The 22,236-nt window shown below is 64.0% G+C and carries 19 protein-coding genes, 1 pseudogene and 1 riboswitch; of the genes and pseudogenes, 8 read left to right on the top strand and 12 right to left on the bottom strand.

The annotated features are described in order from the left end of the window. The 6 genes and pseudogenes from XI09_RS32225 to XI09_RS32250 all read right to left on the bottom strand — a co-directional run. Window positions 1-164, bottom strand: a pseudogene (locus tag XI09_RS32225) (IS21 family transposase); the annotation flags it as partial. 129 nt (window positions 165-293) lie between these two features. After that, a complete protein-coding gene (locus tag XI09_RS32230; RefSeq protein ID WP_271570457.1) occupies window positions 294-533 on the bottom strand; it encodes a hypothetical protein in 240 nt (79 codons plus the stop codon). A gap of 467 nt (window positions 534-1,000) precedes the next feature. Then, window positions 1,001-1,384, bottom strand: a complete 384-nt coding sequence (locus XI09_RS32235; RefSeq protein WP_271570458.1) for a hypothetical protein — start codon at window positions 1,382-1,384, stop codon at window positions 1,001-1,003. Between the two features lie 85 nt (window positions 1,385-1,469). Further along, window positions 1,470-1,667 carry a hypothetical protein gene (locus XI09_RS32240; protein WP_271570459.1) on the bottom strand — a complete coding sequence of 66 codons (198 nt, stop codon included), beginning with the start codon at window positions 1,665-1,667 and terminating at the stop codon, window positions 1,470-1,472. Window positions 1,668-2,274: 607 nt separating this feature from the next. After that, complete coding sequence (locus XI09_RS32245) at window positions 2,275-2,541, bottom strand: hypothetical protein (protein WP_271570460.1); 267 nt, start codon at window positions 2,539-2,541, stop codon at window positions 2,275-2,277. Between the two features lie 252 nt (window positions 2,542-2,793). Continuing rightward, window positions 2,794-4,365 (bottom strand): winged helix-turn-helix domain-containing tetratricopeptide repeat protein, encoded by a 1,572-nt coding sequence (locus XI09_RS32250; protein ID WP_271570461.1) that lies wholly within the window; start codon window positions 4,363-4,365, stop codon window positions 2,794-2,796. Between the two features lie 180 nt (window positions 4,366-4,545). Here XI09_RS32250 and XI09_RS32255 point away from each other — a divergent pair, with 180 nt between their 5' ends. The 4 genes from XI09_RS32255 to XI09_RS32270 all read left to right on the top strand — a co-directional run bounded on the left by XI09_RS32255 (window position 4,546) and on the right by XI09_RS32270 (window position 8,457). Further along, complete coding sequence (locus XI09_RS32255; protein WP_271570462.1) at window positions 4,546-5,580, top strand: methyltransferase; 1,035 nt, start codon at window positions 4,546-4,548, stop codon at window positions 5,578-5,580. Window positions 5,581-5,700: 120 nt separating this feature from the next. Continuing rightward, window positions 5,701-5,835: a hypothetical protein gene (locus XI09_RS32260; RefSeq protein WP_271570463.1), complete on the top strand. Its 135-nt coding sequence runs from the start codon at window positions 5,701-5,703 to the stop codon at window positions 5,833-5,835. Between the two features lie 432 nt (window positions 5,836-6,267). Then, window positions 6,268-7,356 carry a recombinase RecA gene (gene recA, locus XI09_RS32265; protein ID WP_271570464.1) on the top strand — a complete coding sequence of 363 codons (1,089 nt, stop codon included), beginning with the start codon at window positions 6,268-6,270 and terminating at the stop codon, window positions 7,354-7,356. Between the two features lie 105 nt (window positions 7,357-7,461). After that, window positions 7,462-8,457, top strand: coding sequence for a hypothetical protein (locus tag XI09_RS32270; RefSeq protein WP_271570465.1), 996 nt, complete (start codon window positions 7,462-7,464; stop codon window positions 8,455-8,457). Window positions 8,458-8,461: 4 nt separating this feature from the next. Here XI09_RS32270 and gcvP read toward each other — a convergent pair whose 3' ends face one another. The 3 genes from gcvP to gcvT are packed head-to-tail and all read right to left on the bottom strand — an operon-like array spanning window position 8,462 to window position 12,887. Further along, the gene (gene gcvP, locus XI09_RS32275; protein WP_271570466.1) at window positions 8,462-11,344 is read right to left on the bottom strand and encodes an aminomethyl-transferring glycine dehydrogenase; all 2,883 of its coding nucleotides are present in this window, start codon (window positions 11,342-11,344) and stop codon (window positions 8,462-8,464) included. 18 nt (window positions 11,345-11,362) lie between these two features. After that, a complete protein-coding gene (gcvH, locus tag XI09_RS32280; RefSeq protein ID WP_271570467.1) occupies window positions 11,363-11,731 on the bottom strand; it encodes a glycine cleavage system protein GcvH in 369 nt (122 codons plus the stop codon). A 10-nt stretch (window positions 11,732-11,741) separates the two neighbouring features. Beyond that, window positions 11,742-12,887, bottom strand: a complete 1,146-nt coding sequence (gene gcvT / locus XI09_RS32285; RefSeq protein WP_271570468.1) for a glycine cleavage system aminomethyltransferase GcvT — start codon at window positions 12,885-12,887, stop codon at window positions 11,742-11,744. Window positions 12,888-13,031: 144 nt separating this feature from the next. Then, window positions 13,032-13,120: riboswitch (glycine riboswitch) on the bottom strand. 231 nt (window positions 13,121-13,351) lie between these two features. Between gcvT and alaS the strand changes: the two genes are divergently transcribed. Then, window positions 13,352-16,030, top strand: a complete 2,679-nt coding sequence (alaS, locus tag XI09_RS32290; protein ID WP_271570469.1) for an alanine--tRNA ligase — start codon at window positions 13,352-13,354, stop codon at window positions 16,028-16,030. A gap of 5 nt (window positions 16,031-16,035) precedes the next feature. Continuing rightward, window positions 16,036-17,265 (top strand): cyclic nucleotide-gated ion channel, encoded by a 1,230-nt coding sequence (locus XI09_RS32295; protein WP_271570470.1) that lies wholly within the window; start codon window positions 16,036-16,038, stop codon window positions 17,263-17,265. Between the two features lie 4 nt (window positions 17,266-17,269). On the opposite strand, the gene XI09_RS32300 is transcribed toward XI09_RS32295, so the two are convergent. Then, complete coding sequence (locus XI09_RS32300) at window positions 17,270-17,770, bottom strand: DUF3455 domain-containing protein (RefSeq protein ID WP_271570471.1); 501 nt, start codon at window positions 17,768-17,770, stop codon at window positions 17,270-17,272. A 97-nt stretch (window positions 17,771-17,867) separates the two neighbouring features. Further along, the gene (locus tag XI09_RS32305) at window positions 17,868-19,082 is read right to left on the bottom strand and encodes an NADP-dependent isocitrate dehydrogenase (protein ID WP_092191703.1); all 1,215 of its coding nucleotides are present in this window, start codon (window positions 19,080-19,082) and stop codon (window positions 17,868-17,870) included. Window positions 19,083-19,420: 338 nt separating this feature from the next. Here XI09_RS32305 and XI09_RS32310 point away from each other — a divergent pair, with 338 nt between their 5' ends. Then, entirely contained in the window at window positions 19,421-20,620 is a 1,200-nt protein-coding gene (locus XI09_RS32310) for a TrmJ/YjtD family RNA methyltransferase (protein WP_271570472.1), read from the top strand. 265 nt (window positions 20,621-20,885) lie between these two features. After that, complete coding sequence (locus XI09_RS32315; protein ID WP_271570473.1) at window positions 20,886-21,167, top strand: hypothetical protein; 282 nt, start codon at window positions 20,886-20,888, stop codon at window positions 21,165-21,167. Window positions 21,168-21,376: 209 nt separating this feature from the next. Here the strand turns inward: XI09_RS32315 and XI09_RS32320 are convergent, their stop codons facing one another. Further along, window positions 21,377-22,030, bottom strand: a complete 654-nt coding sequence (locus tag XI09_RS32320) for a TetR/AcrR family transcriptional regulator (RefSeq protein ID WP_271570474.1) — start codon at window positions 22,028-22,030, stop codon at window positions 21,377-21,379. Window positions 22,031-22,236: the final 206 nt, after the last annotated feature.

Here is a 22,236-nt window from a genome sequence, read left to right on the forward strand (position 1 = left end):
CCGCGGGGAGCCTTCTTCTGCGACGGAAGGCGTCGATCCTTCTCGATCCGGTAAGCGGTCGAGGTGCTGAACGACGCCTTGGCCGCGGCCACGGGTGGGCTATCGGTCTGACGGTACTTCATGTAGAGCCTCATTTGGTGATCGGTAATGTGTCGGCCTGGCACGCGAGTGATTCCTCTTGGCGGAAGAACCACTTGCATAACCAGCCGGCCGCGATCACCAGTCGGCGCGGTCCGCTGTGGATCGCGCCGACGCCGGGCTCGTAACTCCGGTCGGGCTACGCCCTCCCTGCGTCACGAGCCCGGCGTAGCCCTCTCATCATGGTCGACGCTCCACTTCCATCCTGTTCGCCGCGCGGCAGTGAGCCACTCGCTCATGTGCGAGCCGGTCTCGGCTTGTCTGGCTTTGCGGAGAAGGGTTTCGCGCTCAGGGCCGTGCGGGAGCTTCTTGGCTTGCTCTCTTAATCGTTCGGCTTCTCGGGCCAGGCGCTCTTCCAGGGACAGGGTTTGCTTGATCCTGCGACGATGCTGCATGACTCGCCTCGTAGCTTACGGGTCCTAACCGTTGGGTTTGAGCTCTCGCGATCTTAATATGCAGACGCGCCGCGTTCAGTTCCATAGTGGACATTTCATGGTGTTCTTCCGGCAGAACGGCCCGGCCTTACACCTCAAACGGGTTAATCCAAACTGCGCAGGAACAGGTTTGTCTGTCCTAATTGGACACCCGCAGAACCAAATTGGGACATCCAGCGGATGCCCCTTTTGGGCAGTCACGGTTTCCCGCTAATGGGCATAAGCTGAATTGGCCCACCGGACGGATCCAGCCCCCCAGCCCCCTAGTCCGGAGAGCGGGCGGCCCTACCGCGCACCCAGCGAGGCGGGGCCGCTGCGCGTGGGACTCCCGCTTGCAAATCCTGATTAAGCCGATTGCCCCATCGCGCGGGGATGGCGCCCCGGTGCATGTTGATGTGCATGGGCCGGCGGTAGCCTTGGCTGGCCCGTTACCTTGGCCCCAGCTCCCCGTTCCCCTTGAGTTGGGGCCTTTTGCTATCCGCAAATAGAAACGCCGCCCGCTCAAATATCGCGCGGGCGGGCGAGAAGCTTTTTTTGCGTTGGCCGGGTCGGCGGCAGGTGGTGGCGTGGCGCTTGACGTCTTGCGCCGCTTCGTCGCGAGGCGAGGCCGCCAACCGAGGCGGTCTGGTGATATCGGAGACGAACCTGACCTGCATCACAGGGCCATTATCACAGGGCCATGTGTCCCTGACTTCAATCGGCATCCTGCGGCTTTGCGCGCCTCTGAAGTTTCGCATGGCGTCCCATGCGAGGCCGGCCGGGGCGGCTTCTTCCTGGACCGCGAGCAAGTCTTGCAATTCGTCGATAGCCATCGCAGGCGTTCTCCAAAATGCCGGCGGGAGCGCATCGCTCTCGGCCGCCGGCGCCTACGAGTTGGCTGCCAGTTGGTTGCAGCCTTCAATCCGGCGGTTGCAGCCCGGGCGATCTCAGCCACTCGCTGATGTGAGCGCCGGTCTCGGCTTGCCGGGCTCTGCGGATTGTACGCTCACGTTCGATACCGGGTGGAAGCGTTTTGGCTTCCTCACGGAGGCGTTGCGCTTGTTCGGCAAGGCGCTCTTCAAGGGACGTGGTTTGCTTGAAACGGCGTCGCTGCATGGCGCTGCTCCTTTCTAGAGGAGGCGGGAGCGCTAGTGGCGTTCTCATCACCGATGAAAGCCAAGGGCCGCGCGGTGATGGCATAGTCTGACATGTCCGCTGCTGGACATATGGTCAATCTTGACCAGCTCGGGAAAAGTTAGCGAAAGCAAATCAGGCCACTGCGATTTTCAAACCGGCCTTGGCTGGCCCGGCACCCGTGCCCAGCTCGCCCGGTCCCTCTCGAGTTGGGGCCTTTTGCTATCCGCAAGTAAAAACGCCGCCCGCTCAAATATGGCGCGGGCGGCGGCTTTCCAGCCCCAGGGGGGATGATGCAAAACCCCGGTAATCCTTCGTCTGCACACCCCATGCCAAGGTTCATTGCGCCGGAGCGGGACACCTTGATGCCGATGGAGCTCCAGAGGGAACCGAACGTCGTTCAGCTTGGGACACCAGGGCTCAAATACGGACAGCGTCCAAATCCGGGGTGCTGTCCTAACTAGGACCACCCCGCAGAGGCAGACGCGGGGGACACCCTTGCAGCCAAAGTAGGACACCCACCTCAAAGCGCGGCCCTTGCCTGGCCAAGTGGATGGGAAAAACAAAGAGGCCGCCAACTGAGGCGGCCTTACTTCGGCGGATGCAGCTCGCTCTTGAGCCAGCCCTGTACTTGTTCAGCTTTCAGGGGGTCAGGGTCGAACGTCGCGATCTTATGGTCGGATTGCCATAGCTCTATGACGTCGTTTTCCACCAGCGACTTGGCCCGTTCCTTGGCTTCAACTTCGTCCGCGCATATCAGGTCGAGGCGTTGCTTGATGTGCCCATCCTCGCCGATCACATAGGCTTGGTACTCAGGCATCTGACGGCCCTCAGCAGCCGCGATGAATGGAACCATTAAATGCTCTTGTTCCATTCCTTGCAAGGCTCGCGTTCCTCTAGCGGAACGTCTCGTTCGCGACGTGTTCTATGGGACCGAATTCCTTGATCCATCCCAAGGGTCGTCAAAACAGGCCACCGTCAGAATCCGGGTGCTGTCCTGATGAGGCCGTGTACCCAAAAACCCGACGGCGTAATGCGACGATGCCTACGTCGGATTTGCCGCTGTAGCGACCAAGTTCGTGCGCCGCACAATATGCGTCAAAAGCAGTCATTCGGGCACGCCAGATGTTCGCCAGGCTTGGCCCAATTTCTCGACATCTTCGAGCCGGCGAAATGGCGAGCTTTTGATGCCGGAAATGCGCAAAGCGGGGTCGGTTTGCAGGACGGCGTCGCACACGCGAGGGGCTTCGGCGATGCGCCCGGCCATCGCCAGGCTCGACATCAGTATTCGCTGCGCGCCCGGAAAATTCGGCTGGCGCTGAACGGCGCTCGTGGCGCGGGACAGAGCTTCCTCATACCGCCCGGCAAAGAAATGAGCGAAGGCCATCCCGGTTTGCGGAATGAACAGGTGGGGATCGACCGGACTCAAGCGAATTGCTGCCGAGAATTGCTCGATCGCTGCATCGTGATTGCCGAGAAAAACCTGTGCCCAGCCTGCCCAAAGGCGCGCCATGGCCAGATTGGGATCGAGTGCAATGGCCCTTGCGGCAAGAGCCGAGCCGGTCTCCGGCTCTTCGAGCATGTAGGAATAAACATGTGCTGCGTGCGCAAGCACCAGAGGATCGTCCTGGTCGAGCTGCACCGCTCGTTCGACCAGTTGTCGGCTTTCAGCCCGCTCCTTTGCCGCGTCCTCGATCCATCCGAACCCTTTCTTCTGACCGAAAATGTTGGCTCCAGAGGCGTAGGCGACGGCAAATGCAGGATCGAGCGAAATGGCAAGTTTAGTCATCCTGAGAGCCTCACCGCTGCCCTCCCGCGTCCACTGGTAGATGCTGAACTTGGAGCGCAGATAATAGTCATAGGCCTGGAGGCTTTCGGTCGGTTTGCGCCGTGCGCGCTCTATCTCGGCCCGCTCAAGCTGCGGAGACATCGCGCCTATCACGCCGCTCGTCAGGCGGTCCTGCAAATCGAAGATGTCTTCGAGTTCGCCATCGAACTTGTCGGCCCAGATGTGCGCGTCCGTAGACGCATCGATCAATTGCCCGGTCACACGAATCCGTTTTCCGGCCTTGCGTACGCTGCCTTCCAGCACATAGCGAACGCCAAACTCACGACTGATCCGCTTGATATCGACGGCTTCGCCCTTGTAGGTGAAACTCGAATTTCGCGAGATGACGAACAGCAATTTCGATCGCGACAGTCCCGTGATGATATCCTCGACCATGCCGTCGGCGAAATATTCCTGCTCCGGATCGTCGCTTAGATTCTGGAAGGGAAGCACCGCGATGGAAGGTTTGTCGGGAAGCGCAAGGAGGGGTCTTGCGTGTTCCATCGGACGGTCGTCGGCGATCGGCGCGCCGGTGGGGCCTTGCGCTTGCAGGATGGGTCCGACGAAACGGAAGCCCTTTCGCGGCAGTGTCTTGATCAGGCGCTGTTCCTGGCCGGAATCGCCGATCGCGTTCCGCGCGGCGTTGAGGCGAGTTGTCAGCGCTTCGTCGGACACGCTGCGCCCGTTCCAAACGGCATTGATGAGGTCGTCCTTGCTGACGACGCGCTCCCGGTTGCGGATTAGATAATCGAGCAGGTCGAAGACCTTTGGCGCGATGGCGACGCCTTCCGCGCCGCGATGCAACTCGCGGCGGTCCGTGTCGAATACGTAATTCTCGAACAAATAGCGCAAGCTGCCGTTTCCCCCAGGTGGCCTCCGATCGTCGAGGCACCAGCACCCGTCGCAACCCCAAGAATAAGCCGCCGGTAAGGAAAAAGTAAGCCGTGGGTCAGGCGTGCCTGCCCATACCTTGGCACTCTCGTCTGACTGAAAATACCCCCTCGGAAGAGACGCTCAAACTTGGAACAGGTTATGTCGGAATCGATTCAGGCGGCTGCTCCGTGCCTTCCACCGCATGCTCAGCTGATACAGATCGGGACAGGCGCCGCGGTCGCTAATGTCGTGCACATCGCGGCGAAGCTTGGGTTGGCTGATAAACTTGCTGATGGACCGAAGAGTGCAATGGAGTTGGCCGGCCCATCAGCTCTGCACGCCCCGTCGTTGCACAGATTGATGAGGACGATGGCCAGTCTGGGGCTTCTCACTGAAGGTGAACGACTGCGATTTTCGTTAACGAAGCTCGGTGAGGCATTAAGGTCGGATGCTCCGGGCTCGGCAAGATCGACCTTGCTCATGACGGGAAGTAGTTGGGTCGCAAGTGGCTTCGCCAATCTACTTCATTCCTTGCAAACAGGCCGTACAGGCTTCGAAAAAGCGCAGGGGATGCCGTTCTTCGACTATCTTGCTCAACATCCCGAAGACGCTTCAGTGTTTAGTGAAGCAATGGTTGGGCTTCATGGGGGAGAACCTCCAGCGGTCGCGGCCGCCTACGACTTTTCGATGTTCCAGACCGTCGTCGATGTTGGAGGGGCATCTGGCAATATGCTCGCCGCTATACTTGGGCGATACCCAGAGCCTCGAGGCCTGTTGTTCGATCGGCCGCACGTTGTGGTCGATGCTGAAAAGTCGCTCAAAGCGAACGGTGTTACCGGTCGTGTGACCGTCGAGGCTGGAGATTTTTTCCTGTCAGTGCCTTCGGGCGGCGACGCTTACATCTTGTCGCATATCTTGCACGATTGGAATGATGAACAGTGCCTGACAATTCTAGGTCATTGTCGCAAAGCCATGAAGCCGGATGGACGACTGCTGATTGTCGAGATGGTCCTGCCTCCCGGTGACGCTCCACATCCAGGGAAGATACTGGATATGGTGATGCTGGCATTGATTGGTGGGCAGGAGCGCACGGAAACCGAGTACGCCAGTCTACTGGACAAGGCTGGTTTCCGCCTCAGCCGCGTCGTGGCAACACAATCACCGGTGAGCGTCGTAGAAGCCGTTCTGGCCTAAGTGCCGCAAGGTCCGCTTGGACTCACCTGGAGGGCGCGGCGTGGTCGCTTCGGCGCAGCCTCGTTCGCGACGTGTTCTATCGGACCGCCCGCGGCGAGTCAGAGCGCCAATCAGATCAATGTGACGATGGATGGCGATCGACTACAGGTCATCGCCAATGTCGATGCAAAAGGCGCGCAGAAATTGCTGAAAGCAATTCGAGCAAACCTTGAACTGTTAGGTGATGACGAGGGCGATCTAACCGACGACCAATGAAAGAGGCCGCCAACTGAGGCGGCCCTTGTTGTTGATTTTTAAACGGCCCCAATAGGGGGCCGCCAACCCGCCTGGCGGGTTTTCCTCCAGCAGTCGGGGGGGCACCTTTCGGCTGGGGGCGCGAGCAAACGCGCCGCCAAGCCGATTGTTCCCCAAAGGTGTTCTCTTAGCGGAACGCCCCGGCCTTTATTCGCTACACCCAGAACGAGTTAATCCTAAGCGCGCATGAACAGGTTGTGGCGGTTCGCGAACAAAAACAGGCCACTGCAAAATTCAACTTAGGCCACTGTGGGTTAAAACAGACCAGCGCCCAAATCCGCAAAAGAACATATTGCGAACTCGGAACAAATAGAGTACATTGCTTTTATCGCCGGCCCGCCTCGCCAATCGTTTGTCCCCCTAGCGAATCCTCGCCATAAGGAGCACGACCCAATGTCCGCAACTGCCCTGCGTATCGTCGAAGGATCTTCCATGGACAAGAGTAAAGCTCTGGCCGCCGCGCTCTCCCAGATCGAGCGTCAGTTCGGCAAGGGTTCCGTGATGAAGCTGGGCAAGAACGACCGGTCGATGGACGTCGAGTCGGTGTCGTCGGGCTCGCTCGGGCTCGATATCGCGCTCGGCATCGGCGGCCTGCCCAAGGGTCGCATCGTCGAGATCTACGGGCCGGAATCCTCGGGCAAAACCACGCTGGCGCTGCACACGGTGGCCGAAGCGCAGAAGAAGGGCGGCATTTGCGCCTTCATCGACGCCGAGCACGCGCTCGACCCGGTCTATGCGAGGAAGCTCGGGGTCAACATCGACGAGCTGCTGATCTCGCAGCCCGACACCGGCGAGCAGGCGCTGGAGATCTGCGACACGCTGGTGCGTTCGGGCGCGGTGGACGTGCTGGTGATCGATTCGGTCGCGGCCTTGGTGCCGAAGGCCGAGCTCGAGGGCGAGATGGGCGAATCGCTGCCGGGTCTTCAAGCGCGGTTGATGAGCCAGGCGCTGCGCAAGCTGACGGCCTCCATCAACAAGTCCAACACCATGGTGATCTTCATCAACCAGATCCGCATGAAGATCGGTGTGATGTACGGCTCGCCGGAAACGACGACCGGCGGCAACGCGCTGAAGTTCTACGCTTCCATCCGTCTCGACATCCGCCGCATCGGCGCGATCAAGGAGCGCGACGAAGTCGTCGGCAACACCACGCGCGTCAAGGTGGTGAAGAACAAGCTGGCACCGCCCTTCAAGCAGGTCGAGTTCGACATCATGTACGGCGAGGGCGTCTCCAAGATGGGCGAGATCCTCGATCTCGGCGTCAAGGCCGGCATCGTCGAAAAGTCCGGCGCCTGGTTCTCCTATGACAGCCAGCGCCTCGGCCAGGGCCGCGAGAATTCGAAAGCGTTCCTGAAGTCCAACCCCGACATCACCGCCAAGATCGAGACCGCGATCCGCCAGAACTCCGGCCTGATCGCCGAGCAGATCCTGGCCGGCACGCCGGAGCGTGACGCCGACGGCGAGGAGCCGACCGAGGAGTAAGTCTTAACGCGAAGAGTTTTTCGCGAGGAGCGGGCGCTGAGGACGTTGAGTTGCCGACGTCTTCGGGGCCCGTTTCGTTTTGCGTGGGGCTGGGGCACGCCTGCGATGAAGCGTATGATCCTGACCAGTTCGTCCGGCGTCGGTCTCACCTACGCCGATCGCGCCGACATGGTCGTCCCCTTGATCTTTCGGTTCGTTTCGGGACCGCTGCCCACGTCACACCACCTCGATAACTACCTCAAAGGGGGCTCTTTCAGTGGCGAGCCGGACGTGCGGTGGTCCGATCTTGTTGTCCAATCGCCCCAGACCGGTCGTGCGCACAGAGAACTCGGACTGGTCTGGTTCTGCGAGACCTGCGGTGTCGAGCTCATCGAGCTGTGGTTTGATCCCACCCCGAACAATCAATTGCAGCTGGTCTGGATCCTCGATTATCTCCGCGCCGAACCCTACATGGCCGAGCGCCTGAAATTGCGGCTGGTCGATTTCGATTTGCTCGGAGCAGACGTCGCGGGGCTTCGCGATCGTGCCGTGCGGTCGGTCGATGTCACGGCGCACGACTTCGAGGTCGCCCGCATGGCCTGGGAGGCCTACCGGGCACCAACGCCGGAGCTCTGTTTCGGGCTCTTGAGCAGGGATTTCCCCAGGCTACCCTTCCTGAATCCGGCGATAGAAGAATTGCTGGCAGAACTGCCGTCACCGACAACTGGATTGGGTGCGACGGAAGCGCGGCTGCTCGAACTGATTGCGAGGGGACACAACCGTACCAAGGAGCTGTTTCAGCCGGGCGGGCTGCTCGAAACACGTGTGTTCGACCAGTGGGAGCTGGGCCCTTTGCTTGAAGGGCTCGCGTCCGGTCCGATGCCGGCGGTTGCGGGTCTCGATCCGAAGCTCGCGACGCTCGCCCCGCACAATACGCGAGGTCGCAATGCCGCTTATCGCCGGAGCCGGCTGGTGCTGACGGACTTCGGCAAAGCGGTGCTTGCGGGCCGGGACAATTTCCGCAGCCACAATCCGATCCGGCGCTGGTGGGGCGGCACGCTCCTGACCAACGAACGGCTCTGGCGTTGGAATCCGCAAAGCCGTTCGCTGGTGGCGCCTTAGGCCCTTACTCCGCGGCTTCCGCGTAATCGCTCACCGGCGGGCAGGAGCACACCAGGTTGCGGTCGCCATAGACGTTGTCGACGCGGCCCACCGGGCACCAGTACTTGTCGGTGCGCGAGACGCCGTCGGGGAAGCAGCCCTCGGCACGCGTGTAGGCGCGATTCCACGCATCGTCCGCGATGTCGTGCACGGTGTGCGGGGCGTGGCGCAAAGGCGAAGCCTCGATCCTGAAGCGGCCGGCTTCGACCTCGGCGATCTCCTTCCGGATCGCGATCATCGCATCGCAGAAGCGATCCAGCTCCGCCTTCGATTCCGACTCGGTCGGCTCGATCATCAGCGTCCCCGGCACCGGAAAGCTCATGGTCGGAGCGTGGAAGCCGTAATCGATCAGGCGCTTGGCGATGTCGTCGACGGTGACGCCGCTGGTCGTCTTGAGTGCGCGGGGGTCGACGATGCACTCATGCGCGACGCGGCCCTTCTCGTTCTTGTAGAGCACCGGGAAATGCGCATCGAGCCTTGCGGCAATGTAGTTGGCGTTGAGGATCGCGATTTCGGTGGCGCGCTTCAGGCCTTCTCCGCCCATCATCAAGATGTAGATGTAGGAGATGGTCAGGATCGAGGCCGAGCCGAACGGCGCCGCCGAGACCGGGCCGACCGGTGCATCCCCGTTCGTCGCGGGGGGGCGATCTTCAGGATGACTTGGCAGGAACGGTGCAAGGTGCGCCTTTACGCCGATCGGGCCCATGCCCGGGCCGCCGCCGCCATGCGGAATGCAGAAGGTCTTGTGCAGGTTGAGATGGCTGACGTCGGCGCCGTAATCGCCGGGCCGTGAGAGACCGACCTGCGCGTTCAGGTTGGCGCCGTCGAGATACACCTGGCCGCCATGGCCGTGGACGATGTCGCAGATCTCGCGGATGTGCTCCTCGAACACGCCGTGGGTCGAGGGATAGGTGATCATCACCGCGGCGAGATCGGCCGAATGCTTCTCCGCCTTGGCGCGAAGATCATTGACGTCGACGTCGCCGTTCTTCTCGCAGGCGACCACCACCACGTCCATGCCGACCATCGCGGCCGAGGCCGGGTTGGTGCCGTGGGCGGAGGAGGGGATCAGGCAGATCTTGCGATGCGACTGTCCGCGCGCGGTATGATAGCCGCGGATCGCCAGCAGGCCGGCGTATTCGCCTTGCGCGCCGGAATTCGGCTGGAGCGAGATTGCGTCATAGCCGGTGATGTCGCACAGCCACTTCTCCAGCCGCGCGAACAGCGCGTGATAGCCCTTGGCCTGCTCGCGCGGGGCGAACGGGTGCAGGGAGCCGAATTCCGGCCAGGTCAGCGGCATCATCTCGGTGGTCGCGTTCAGCTTCATCGTGCAGGAGCCGAGCGGGATCATGGCGCGGTCGAGCGCGAGGTCGCGGTCGCTGAGCTTGCGCATGTAGCGCAGCATCTCGGTCTCCGAGCGATGCGCGTGGAACACCGGATGGGTGAGGAACGCGGTCGCGCGCTTCAGCGCCTCCGGCAACGCCTCGCGCGTGGTCGCATCCAACTCGGCGTAAGCGAGCGTGCCGCCGAAGGCGCGCCAGACCGCCTCGATGGTCGCGGGCGTGGTGGTCTCGTCGAGCGCGATGCGCAAGTCGCCATCACCGACGCCGAGATTGATCTTCTCGGCGGCCGCGCGCGCGACGATCTCGGCGCGCTTGGCACCGGCATCGACGCTGAGCGTGTCGAAGAAGCTGTCGGATTGCGGCGCAAAGCCGAGCTTGCGCAGGCCGGCGGCGAGAACGGCGGCGCGGCGATGCACGTTGCGCGCGATCTGGATCAGCCCCTCCGGGCCGTGATAGACCGCATACATCGCGGCGATCACGGCGAGCAGCACCTGCGCGGTGCAGATGTTGGAGGTCGCCTTCTCGCGGCGGATGTGCTGCTCGCGGGTCTGGAGTGCGAGACGGTAGGCCGGCATCCCGCGCGAATCCACGGAGAGGCCGACGATGCGGCCGGGCAGCGAGCGCTTCAGCGCATCGCGCACCGCCATGTAGGCCGCGTGCGGCCCGCCATAGCCCATCGGCACGCCGAAGCGCTGCGCCGAGCCGATCGCGATGTCGGCCCCGAGCTCGCCGGGCGAGGCGAGCAGCGTCAGCGCCAGCAGGTCGGCGGCAACGATCGCGAGGGCGCCCTTGGCCTTCAGCGTCGCGATTGCGGGCCTGAGGTCGCGCACAGCGCCCGAACTGCCGGGATATTGCAGCAGCGCGCCGAGCACGTCGGCGCTGTCGAGTTCGGTGAGAGGATCGCCGACGACCAGGTTCCAGCCGAGCGGCTCGGCGCGGGTGCGCATCACCGCAAGCGTCTGCGGATGCACGTCCTTGTCGACGAAGAAGGCCTTCGCTTCGACCCGCGAGTGCCGCTCCGCCAGCGCCATCGCTTCGGCCGCTGCGGTCGCCTCGTCGAGCAGCGAGGCGTTGGCGACGTCGAGCCCGGTGAGGTCGCAGATCATGGTCTGGAAGTTGAACAGCGCTTCCAGCCGGCCCTGGCTGATCTCGGGCTGGTAGGGCGTGTAGGCGGTGTACCAGGCCGGGTTCTCCAGGATGTTCCGCTGGATCACCGCGGGCAGGATGGTGCCCGAATAGCCCTGGCCGATCAGCGAGGTGAAGACCTGGTTTTGGGCAGCGAGCTCGCCCATATGCGCGATCGCCTCGGTCTCGCTGAGCGGCTTGCCGAGATCGAGCGGGGCGGCCTGCCGGATCGAGGCCGGCAGCGTTTCCGCCATCAGCGCGTCGACGCTCTTGGCGTTGACGGCCTCCAGCATCGCGGCGACGTCGCGCGCCGACGGGCCGATGTGGCGGCGAGCGAAATTCGCGGCGGTGTCGCCGTTGGATTTGCGGTGCGCGGTCATCGCTTGCTCCATCGTTCTCTAAGCCGTGTGGGCCTTGTAGGCGGCTTCATCCATGAGGCCGCCGAGCTCGCTCTTGTCGGCAATCTTGATCTTGAAGAACCAGGCGGCGCCTTGCGAATCCGTGTTCACCAGCGCCGGCTCGGCGGCGAGCGCGGCGTTGGTCTCGAGCACTTCGCCCGTAACAGGCGCGTAGACGTCGGAGGCGGCCTTCACCGATTCCACCACGGCGGCGGCTTCCGCCTTCTTCAGCGCGCGGCCGAGCTTGGGCAGTTCGACGAACACGACGTCGCCGAGCTGCTGCTGCGCGTAGTCGGTGATGCCGACGGTGGCGACGTCGCCGTCGATGGCGAGCCATTCATGGTCGGAGGTGTACAGCGTCGTGGTCATTCTGAAGTCCTCAGCGTTTGTAGGTGTTTTTCACGAAGGGCATGGCGGCGACCGTGAGCGGCAGTCGCTGGCCGCGCACCTCGGCGAAGAGGCTTGTGCCGAGCGCGCCCAGTGCGGTGGGCACGTAGCCCATCGCGACCGGCGCGTTCAGGCTCGGGCCGAAGCCGCCCGACGTGACCTTTCCGATCGGCGCGGCGGATGTCGCATCCGCAAACAGCAGCGCGCCCTCGCGCACCGGCGCGCGGCCTTCCGCGCGCAGGCCGACGCGGCGGCGGCCGGCACCGTGATCGAAATGGGCGAGGATCTTTTCGGCGCCGGGGAAACCACCTGCGCGCGCGCCGCCGCTGCGGCGGCTCTTCTGCACCGACCATTCCAGCGCGGCTTCGACCGGCGTGGTGGCGGTGTCGATGTCGTGGCCGTAGAGGCAGAGCCCGGCTTCCAGCCGCAGGCTGTCGCGGGCGCCGAGGCCGATCGGCAGCACGTCAGGGTTTTCCAACAGCGTTTTTGCCAGACGCTCGGCGTCCGCGGCCGGAACCGAAATCTCGAACCCGTCCTCGCCGGTGTAGCCGGAGCGCGAGACGAAGCAGTCGAGACCGGCGACCTTGTGCGGGCCGGCGTCCATGAACTTCATGCTGGGCGCCTCTGCACAGAATTTCGCCAGCGCCGCTTCCGCCTTCGGGCCCTGGAGCGCGATCAGGGCGCGGTCGGCCAGCGAATCGATGGCGCAGTCGTCGGACAGATGCGCGCGCAGATGCGCCTCGTCCTCGCCCTTGCAGGCGGCGTTGACGACCAGGAACAGGTGATCGCCGAAATTGGCGACCATCAGGTCGTCGAGAATGCCGCCATCGGCATTGGTGAACTGGGCGTAGCGCTGCCGTCCCGGCGCGATCGCCACGATGTCCTGCGGCACCAGCCGTTCCAGCGCGCGGGCGGCGTCCTCGACCTTGCCGGACTTCGGACGGAGCGCGATCTGGCCCATATGGGAGACGTCGAACAGCCCGGCGGAGCTGCGGGTATGAAGATGTTCCTTCAGCACGCCCGGCGGGTACTGCACGGGCATGTCATAGCCCGCGAACGGCACCATCTTGCCGCCGAGGGACACATGAAGGTCGTAGAGGGGCGTACGTTTCAGGGAGTCTTGGTCGGGTGCAAGCATCACAGGGGCCCTCGGCGGTTCCCCGGGGACGATTCCCCGAGCCAACCAGTCGAAGCCCCATCTGTCGCTGTGCCTGAGAGTATTATCCCGTCGGCGGACGCAGTCCGGGCCTAAGCCCGTCGGCGCCTCTTTCCAGATGCTGTCAAAGCCACGCGGTCCTTTTGCCTGAGAGTTTCCGGGGCGGTTGCTCCTTCGGCGCCGGCACCAAAGCCGGTCTCTCCCGACGTGGCCGTACGATACAGATGGGTACAGACCACAGGGCAGCCAAGCCTGTCAACGCGGGGTTTGCGCCTTTCAACGGGATTGCAACGGGATTGAGCGCCTGCGGCAACCCTCTGATCTCTCTGCACAGTTTCTGGACAGCGAAGCTGGCCTTGTCTAAAAGCGCTTTGGCCCGCAGATATCAGCCTGAATTTCCGGTTTGGACGGCGGTAGCGGGTCCGAACACACCCGATTGGATGAACATGAGCGGCGTCAACGAGATCAGGTCGACCTTTCTGAACTTCTTTGCCGAGAACGGCCACGAGATCGTGCCGTCCTCGCCATTGGTGCCGCGCAACGATCCCACGTTGATGTTCACCAATGCCGGCATGGTGCAGTTCAAGAACGTCTTCACCGGCGTCGAGAAGCGGCCCTATCAGCGCGCCACCACCTCGCAGAAATGCGTGCGCGCCGGCGGCAAGCACAACGACCTCGACAATGTCGGCTACACCGCGCGCCATCTCACCTTCTTCGAGATGCTCGGCAACTTCTCGTTCGGCGACTATTTCAAGGAGCGCGCGATCGAGCTGGCCTGGAAGCTCATCACCGGCGAATTCGGGCTGAAGAGGGACAAGCTGCTCGTCACCGTCTACCACACCGACGACGAGGCGGCGGGGCTGTGGAAGAAGATCGCGGGCTTCTCCGATGACCGCATCATCCGCATCCCGACCTCGGACAATTTCTGGGCGATGGGCGACACCGGGCCGTGCGGCCCGTGCTCGGAGATCTTCATCGATCGCGGCGAGCACATCTGGGGCGGACCTCCGGGCTCGCCGGAAGAGGATGGCGACCGCTTCCTCGAATTCTGGAATCTGGTGTTCATGCAGTACGAGCAGGTGACGAAGGAGGAGCGCGTGCCGCTGCCGCGTCCCTCGATCGACACCGGGATGGGCCTGGAGCGCATGGCCTGCATCATGCAGGGCGTCGACAGCGTGTTCGAGACCGACCTGTTCAGTCACCTGATCGACGCGACCGCATCCGCGCTCGGCAGCGGGCCGAACGAGCAGACCGTGGCCTCGTTCCGCGTCATCGCCGACCATCTGCGTTCGTCTGCCTTCCTCGTCTCCGACGGCGTGCTGCCCTCGAACGAGGGCCGCGGCTATGTGCTGCGCCGGATCATGCGCCGCGCGATGCGCCATGCGCAGCTGCTCGGTGCCAAAGAGCCGCTGATGCATCGCCTGGTCTGGGCGCTGGTGCGCGAGATGGGCCAGGCCTATCCGGAGCTGATGCGCGCGGAGAAGCTGATCGAGGAAACGCTGCGGCTGGAAGAGACCCGCTTCCGCAAGACGCTGACGCGCGGCCTTGCCATTCTCGACGAGAAGAGCGCTTCGTTGAAGAAGGGTGATATGTTCGACGGCGACGTCGCCTTCACGCTTTACGACACCTACGGCTTCCCGCTGGACCTGACACAGGACGCGCTGAAGTCGCGCGGCATCAGCGTGGACCAGTCCGCGTTCACCGATGCGATGGAGCGCCAGCGCGAGAAGGCGCGCGCGTCCTGGGCCGGCTCGGGCGAGGCCGCTTCCGAAGCGATCTGGTTCCCGCTGCGCGAGAAGCTCGGCGCCACCGAATTCCTCGGCTACGAGACCGAGACCGCCGAAGGCGTGGTCTCGGCGCTGGTGAAGGACGGCAAGGAGACCGACAGCCTCAAGGCCGGCGAGACCGGCGCGCTGCTGCTGAACCAGACGCCGTTCTACGCGGAGTCCGGCGGCCAGGTCGGCGACACCGGCGTGCTGCTGGGGGAGGGCGGCATCAGGTTCCGCGTCACCGACACCCAGAAGAAGCTCGGCGATCTCTTCGTCCATATCGGCACGGTGGAGAGCGGCGAGGTCAAGCTCGGCACCGCGCTCCAGCTCGAGGTCGATCACGGGCGGCGTTCCTCGATCCGCGCGCATCACTCGGCCACGCATCTCATTCATGAAGCGCTGCGCCAGGTGCTCGGCGACCACATCGCCCAGCGCGGCTCGATGGTCGCGCCGGACCGGCTGCGCTTCGACTTCGTGCATCCGAAGCCGATCACGGCGGAGGAGCTTGCCCGCGTCGAGGACATCGCCAACGACGTGGTGCTGGAGAACGACGAGGTCACGACCCGCGTCATGGGCGTCGACGAGGCCCGCGAAGCGGGGGCGCGCGCCCTGTTCGGCGAAAAATACGGCGACGAGGTCCGCGTCGTCTCGATGGGCAGGACCGCGCGCGAGCGCGGCGCCAATGCGCTCGGCTGGTCGGTCGAGCTTTGCGGCGGCACCCATGTGAAGCGCACCGGCGACATCGGCCTGATCACGCTGACCGGCGAGAGCGCGGTCGCCTCCGGCGTGCGCCGCATCGAGGCGCTCACCGGCAATTATGCGCGCAAGCACACCAACGACACCATGGCGCTGGCGAAGACCGCGGCCAACGAGCTGCGCACCTCCATCGACGACGTGCCGGCGCGCATCGCCGCGCTGATGGAGGAGCGCAAGAAGCTCGAGCGCGAGCTTTCCGACGCCCGCAAGAAGCTGGCGATGGGCGGCGGCGCGTCCGCCGCTAACGGCGCAGCCTCGGGCGTGCGCGAGGTCGGCGACGTCAAGCTGATGGCGCGCGCGGTGGAGGGTATCGAGATGAAGGATCTCAAGAGCCTTGCCGACGACGGCAAGAAGCAGATCGGCTCGGGCGTCGTCGCCATCGTCGGCGTCACCGGGGACGGCAAGGCCGGAATCGTGGTCGGCGTCACCGCGGACCTCACCGCGCGCTTCAATGCCGTGAACCTGGTCCGCGTCGCCTCCGAAGCGCTCGGCGGCAAGGGTGGCGGCGGCCGGCCCGACATGGCGCAGGCCGGCGGCCCCGATGGGGCCAAGGCGCCCGAGGCGCTGGCGGCGATCGAAAAAGCGATGGCAGGCGCTTAAGCACCATGGCCCCCGTTCCGCGAGGACGTGGGCTTCGCGATCCCGATTTGAGGGATCGCCTCTATGAATTGCTGGAGCACGATCCGCTGGCCTATTCGGTCGGGTCGCGCTTCATCCAGCTGGTCATCGGCGTCATCGTGCTCGACGTGGTCGCGATGATCCTCGCCTCGGTGCCGGATCTGGACGCGCAGTTCGGCGCGCTGTTCGCAGGCATCGCCGTCCTCGCCGTGATCGTGTTCGCGCTGGAATATGCCGCGCGGCTGTGGACGGTGGCCGGACACACCCAGCGCAGCAAGGCGTCCGCGCTGTCCGACCGGCTCTCCTACGCCTTCTCCGCGCTCGGCATCATCGATCTCATGGCGTTCCTGCCCGCGGGAATCGTGCTGGCCACGGGCCGACATGCGACGCTGGCCGCCCTCGGCGTGCTGCCGTTCTTCAAGCTGATCCGCTATTCGCCGGCAATGCGCTCGCTGCTCGCCGCCGTGCATGCCGAGCGGCGGGCGCTGATCGGCTGCATCGTCATCCTGATCGGCGCGGTCTTGACCTTCGCCTCGCTGCTCTACGCCATCGAGCGCGACGTGCAGCCGGACAAGCTCGGCACCATTCCGCAGGCGATGTGGTGGGCGATCGTGACGCTCGGCACCGTCGGCTATGGCGACGTCGTGCCGGTGACGCCGCTCGGCAAGTTCATCTCCACATTCGCCATCGTCAGCGGCTTCGCCATGATCGCGCTGCCGGTCGCGATCATCTCCACCGCGTTTGCGGAGGAGGTGAAGCGGCGCGACTTCGTCGTCACCTGGGGCATGCTGGCGCGGGTGCCACTGTTCTCGCACCTGTCGGCCTCGGAGATCGCCGACATCATGCGGCTCTTGCGGGCGCGCACCATCGAGCAGGGCGAGGTCCTGGTGCGGCGCGGCGATGCAGCCTCGTCGATGTATTTCATCACCGCCGGCGAGGTCGAGATCGCGCTGCCGAGCCAGCATGTGCGGCTCGCCGACGGCACCTTCTTCGGCGAGATCGCGCTGCTGCACAAGACCAAGCGCAGCGGCACGGTGACGGCGACGCGCAAGACCCGGCTGTTGGTGCTCGACGCCCAGGATTTTCACGCCCTGATCGCGCGCATGCCGACGCTGGCCGAGCACGTCCATACCACGGCCAAGGCAAGGCTTGCCGATACCGGCGATCTCGCACTCGCCGAGCTCGCACAGGCGGAGAAGGAAGACCCCGACCGTTGAGCGGTCAGCCTTTCCTGAGGAAAACGTAGTCGGCCGAGTAGGGCGCGCTCTTGAAATCGCCGGCCTTCTCGCATGCGCCGTCGAGCTTGCCGCCATGGGTGTTGATGCGCTGAACCGTGGTGACCGGTGTCAGGACGCCGCTGCCGCGGCGGGAGGCGATTTCCAGCTTCAGCCAGGGGATGTCGGCGGCGGTGGCGCCCGGCGCGTTGCCGATGGCCTTGCCGACCACGGCGCTGCCGTCGGCGTGTTCCCAGTTCGGTCCGGCATAGTGCCGTCCGATCGTCTTGCCCTCGGAGAGCAGGGTGGCGACCGGTTCCCGGAAGGCCCAGGCGAGCTTGCCCTCAGCGCCGGCCTTGCACTCGTAGACCTGCGCACCCTCGGCGTGGACGCTGAGCACGACGGTCTCGCCCGGCGCCGCGATGGCCTCGGGAAGCGGCTCCGCAGCCCCGGCCGGTCCGATCAGGGCCGCGAGCAGCAGGGCGGGGGCAGCAAGCTTGATGAACATGGTGGTCTCCGCGCAAGGGTCCCAAAAAACGAACGGGCCGCGCTTGCGACGCGGCCCGTGATGATGTCTGGCCCAGTCGGGCGAAATTGCGGACGGCTTAGGCCGCCAGCTCCTTGATGAGGTTTTCCGCGACCTTGTCGAGGAAGCCGGTGGTCGAGAGCCAGCGCTGGTCGGCGCCGACCAGCAGCGCGAGGTCCTTGGTCATGTAGCCGGCCTCGACGGTGTCGACGCAGACCTTCTCCAGCGTGTTCGCGAACTTCGCGAGCTCGGCATTGTTGTCGAGCTTGGCGCGGTGGGCGAGGCCACGGGTCCAGGCGAAGATCGACGCGATCGAGTTGGTCGAGGTCTCCTTGCCCTTCTGGTGCTCGCGGTAGTGGCGGGTCACCGTGCCGTGGGCGGCCTCGGCTTCGACCGTCTTGCCGTCCGGGGTGAGGAGGACCGAGGTCATCAGGCCGAGCGAGCCGTAGCCCTGCGCGACCGTGTCGGACTGCACGTCGCCGTCGTAGTTCTTGCAGGCCCAGACATAGCCGCCGGACCATTTCAGCGCCGAGGCCACCATGTCGTCGATCAGGCGGTGCTCGTAGGTCAGGCCCTTGGCCTCGAATTCCTTCTTGAACTCGCGGTCGTAGATGTCCTGGAAGATGTCCTTGAAGCGGCCGTCATAGACCTTCAGAATCGTGTTCTTGGTCGAGAGATAGACCGGGTAGTTGCGCAGCAGGCCGTAGTTCAGCGAGGCGCGGGCGAAGTCGATGATGGAATCGTCGAGATTGTACATCTCCATGGCGACGCCGGCGCCGGGCGCCTTGAACACTTCCTTCTCGATCACGGTGCCGTCCTCGCCGACGAACTTCATCGACAGGGTGCCCTTGCCCGGGAACTTGAAATCGGTGGCGCGGTACTGGTCGCCATAGGCGTGGCGGCCGATGATGATCGGCTTGGTCCAGCCGGGAACGAGGCGCGGCACGTTCTTGCAGATGATCGGCTCGCGGAAGATCACGCCGCCCAGGATGTTGCGGATGGTGCCGTTCGGCGACTTCCACATCTGCTTGAGGTTGAACTCCTTCACCCGGGCCTCGTCCGGGGTGATGGTGGCGCACTTGACGCCGACGCCGACCTTCTTGATGGCTTCGGCGGCGTCGATGGTGACCTGATCGTTGGTGTGGTCGCGGTGCTCCATCCCCAGGTCGAAATACATCAGCTCGACATCCAGGAACGGGGTGATCAGCTTGTCCTTGATGTACTGCCAGATGATCCGGGTCATCTCGTCGCCATCGAGTTCGACGACGGGGTTGGTCACCTTGATTTTTGCCATGATCGGGGAAGCCTCTTGGGAACGGCGCGATTGGTGCGCCACGGGAATATCCGCCGCCTCTTAGCACCTGACTGCAGCGGGCGAAAGCCAAGGGATTATGCACTTTTAGCCCATCCAGCTTCCCCAGATGGGGGGCGGGGAGCGGCCCGCCGGCGGGGGCCGGCCTGAGGCTTCAGAAGAGATTCAAAAGTTGAATCCAACCCGTTATTTCCCTTGAGAATTTCGTCAGGACAGGCAAACGACAGGCGGACAGGGCTGCGCCGGCTTGCGGCGGGCTTGAATCAATTCCTGAGAGCGCCTTGCCAAGGCCTTGAGACGAAGAGTGAAAGCGAAACGAGATGTCGGGGACTGACAAGAGCAAGGCGGGTCTTTCCCTCGACGGTCCCATCGTGATCCTGGTCGAGCCGCAGCTTGGCGAAAACATCGGCATGGCCGCGCGCGCCATGGGCAACTTCGCCCTGAGCCGGTTGCGCATCGTCAACCCCCGCGACGGCTGGCCCAACATCGCCGCCCAGCGCGCCGCGGCCGGCGCCGACTACATTCTGGAAAAGGTCGAATTGTTTGGCACGGTCGGTGAGGCCGTCGCCGATCTCGACCTGCTGTTCGCCACCACCGCGCGCCCCCATGACCAGGCCAAGCCGGTGGTGGGGCCGGAAGCCGCCGCCGCCGAGATCTCGGGGCACGTCGCCACAGGGGGCAAGGCCGGCATCCTGTTCGGCCGGGAGCGTTGGGGGCTGACGAATGAGGAGGTCGGGCTCTCCAACCGCATCATCACCTTCCCGGTCAATCCGGGATTTGCCTCGCTGAACCTCGCCCAGGCCGTGCTGCTGCTCGGCTACGAATGGTTCAAGCTGATGACCTCAGGCGAGCTGCCGCACGCCATGCCGGAGCGCTCCGAGCGTGCCTCGCAGCACCAGATGCAGGCCTTCTTCGACAACCTCGTGCGCGAGCTCGACAAGGTCGAATTTTTGCGGCCCGCCGAGAAGCGCGACACCATGCTGGTGAACCTGCGCAACATCTTCACCCGGATGGAGCCGACCAAGCAGGACATGCACACCCTGCACGGGGTGGTGATGGCGATCGCGGAGGGGCGCAAGGGCCCGGCCAAGGGCGGCGTGCTCGACGGCGAGCAGGCCACGCGCCTGCGCGCGCTTCTCGCCGAGCACGGGCAGGGCGGCGGAGTGTCCGACAGCGGCTCGACCGTACGCGGCCTCGCGCGCCTGCTCCGCCGCAACCCGACCGACGCCGAGCGCCTGCTCTGGCAGGCGCTCACGCGTGATCGCCGCTTCGCCGGCCAGTTCAAGCGCCAGACCCCGGTCGGCCGCCACATCCCGGACTTCGTGTCCTTCCCGCATCGGATCGCGATCGAGCTGGTGAACCCGGGCGAGGGCGAGACGATCGCGGCGGATCGTGCGGGCCGGCGGACGTGGCTGGAGGCGCGCGACTATCGCGTGCTGGAGATCCGGGCGGCGGATGTGGAGCGGGATCTGGAGGCAGAGCTGGTGCGGCTGCAGGGGATGATCGAGCAGAGCGTGTAGGTCTCGTGGGGTGGGTCAAGCGGCTGGTTCGCCTCACGACCACTCGTTGAGACGTTTGTAGAGAGCCTGTGGCGCCTGTATCGAGCCAGCCCACGAAGTCGTGCCGCCGATTGAGTTGAGCCGCTGCACGAGGTCGGCTATGGGCACTTGCCGACGTTGCCGAGAAGGGCGCTGACGTGGGCTTCGGGCAAGTAAGTGATATGTTGGGCTTGGCCTGATATATTAAAGTGTCAGTAACTGAGGTCGCCTTGACCGTAGTTTCAATATGAACACGATTGGTATCGTTATTTGGATAGCCGCCGCCGTCGCGTTTGCTTATGGCGGATACCACTACTGGGCCTTCATCCAAAAATTTGAGCAGGCTCGGATGGACGGAAAAATTCCGGTCAATCTACAGGCGCGGCGCACGGACATCGTTTGGATGATTGCGAGCCCCGGCGTGGTGCCCAATGGGGACCCTCACCGACGAAGAGCGATTTACGGATTAGGGGCTTTTGTCGGCTTGTGGTTCGTATTTGCGCTTCTGCCAATTTTGATGCGTGCTTGAAAAACTTGCCTTGGGACGCCGGCGGTCGTTCCGAGCGAAGAAGTGGCGGGCACGGCGCTGCGTGCCTTTGCCCACCGCTACGAGATCGGGTTTGTAGGGTGGGTTAGCCTTGCGGCTGCGCGAAGCGCAGTTCGCTGGGCGTAACCCACCTCTTCTGGCACGGCGACCAGAGTGGTGGATTACGCCTTCGGCTAATCCACCCTACGAGATCACACCGCCTCGAGCTGATCCGCCGCGCGCTTCTTCTTCGTCTTGGACTGGCCGAGCAGGGGGCCGGCAGTGAGCGCTGCCGTATCCGCCACGCCCGGATCGCGCGAGATCATCGCCGCGACGATCGCACCGTCGATCAACAGGCCGAGCTGGTGCGCGAGCACTGCTGGCTCGCTCGAGCCAAGCTCGCCCGCGAGCTTCTCGATGTGGCCGAGCACGATCTTCTTGTGCTTCATCGCGATGTTGCGGAACTGCTTGGCGTCCTTGTCGTGCTCGCCGACCGCGTTGATGAACGGGCAGCCGTAGAAGCGCTCTTCCGCGAACCAGCTCTTCAGCGCCGGGAAGATGCGCGTCAGCTTCGCCTGCGCGTCGCCGCCGCCTTGCTCCATGGCGCCGATGAACCATTCGCGCCACTGCTTGCCTTCGCTCTCCAGCACCGCGTTGACGAGATTGGTCTTGGAGCCGAACAGCTTGTAGAGCGTAGTCTTCGCCGTGCCGGCTTCCGCGATGATCGCGTCGATGCCGGTGGCGTTGATGCCGTTCTTGCAGAACAGATGCGTCGCGGCGCTCAAGAGGCGTCCGCGTGCGGACTCGTCTTCGCCGGCACCGGCATGGGGCGAATTTGAATTCTTCTTTGATGACGTCTTTGCCATGAGTCCAAACTTACCCGCAGCTGCGCCGCATCAGCAAGCCGCATCTGTTCCGCGCTGAAAAGATTCGCAAGGCACAGCCCATCTGCATCGCCTTTGAGCAAGCGGCCGCTGATCAATCCGCAGGCAGCGATCGCTAAGCGGCTCCAATGCTTCGCAATTTGCTTTTGGCCTCCTCTGGCACGCTCCATGCAGGGAAACAGACCGTT

This window comes from Bradyrhizobium sp. CCBAU 11386, assembly GCF_028128955.1.
In the GTDB taxonomy this organism is placed as follows: Bacteria; Pseudomonadota; Alphaproteobacteria; order Rhizobiales; family Xanthobacteraceae; genus Bradyrhizobium.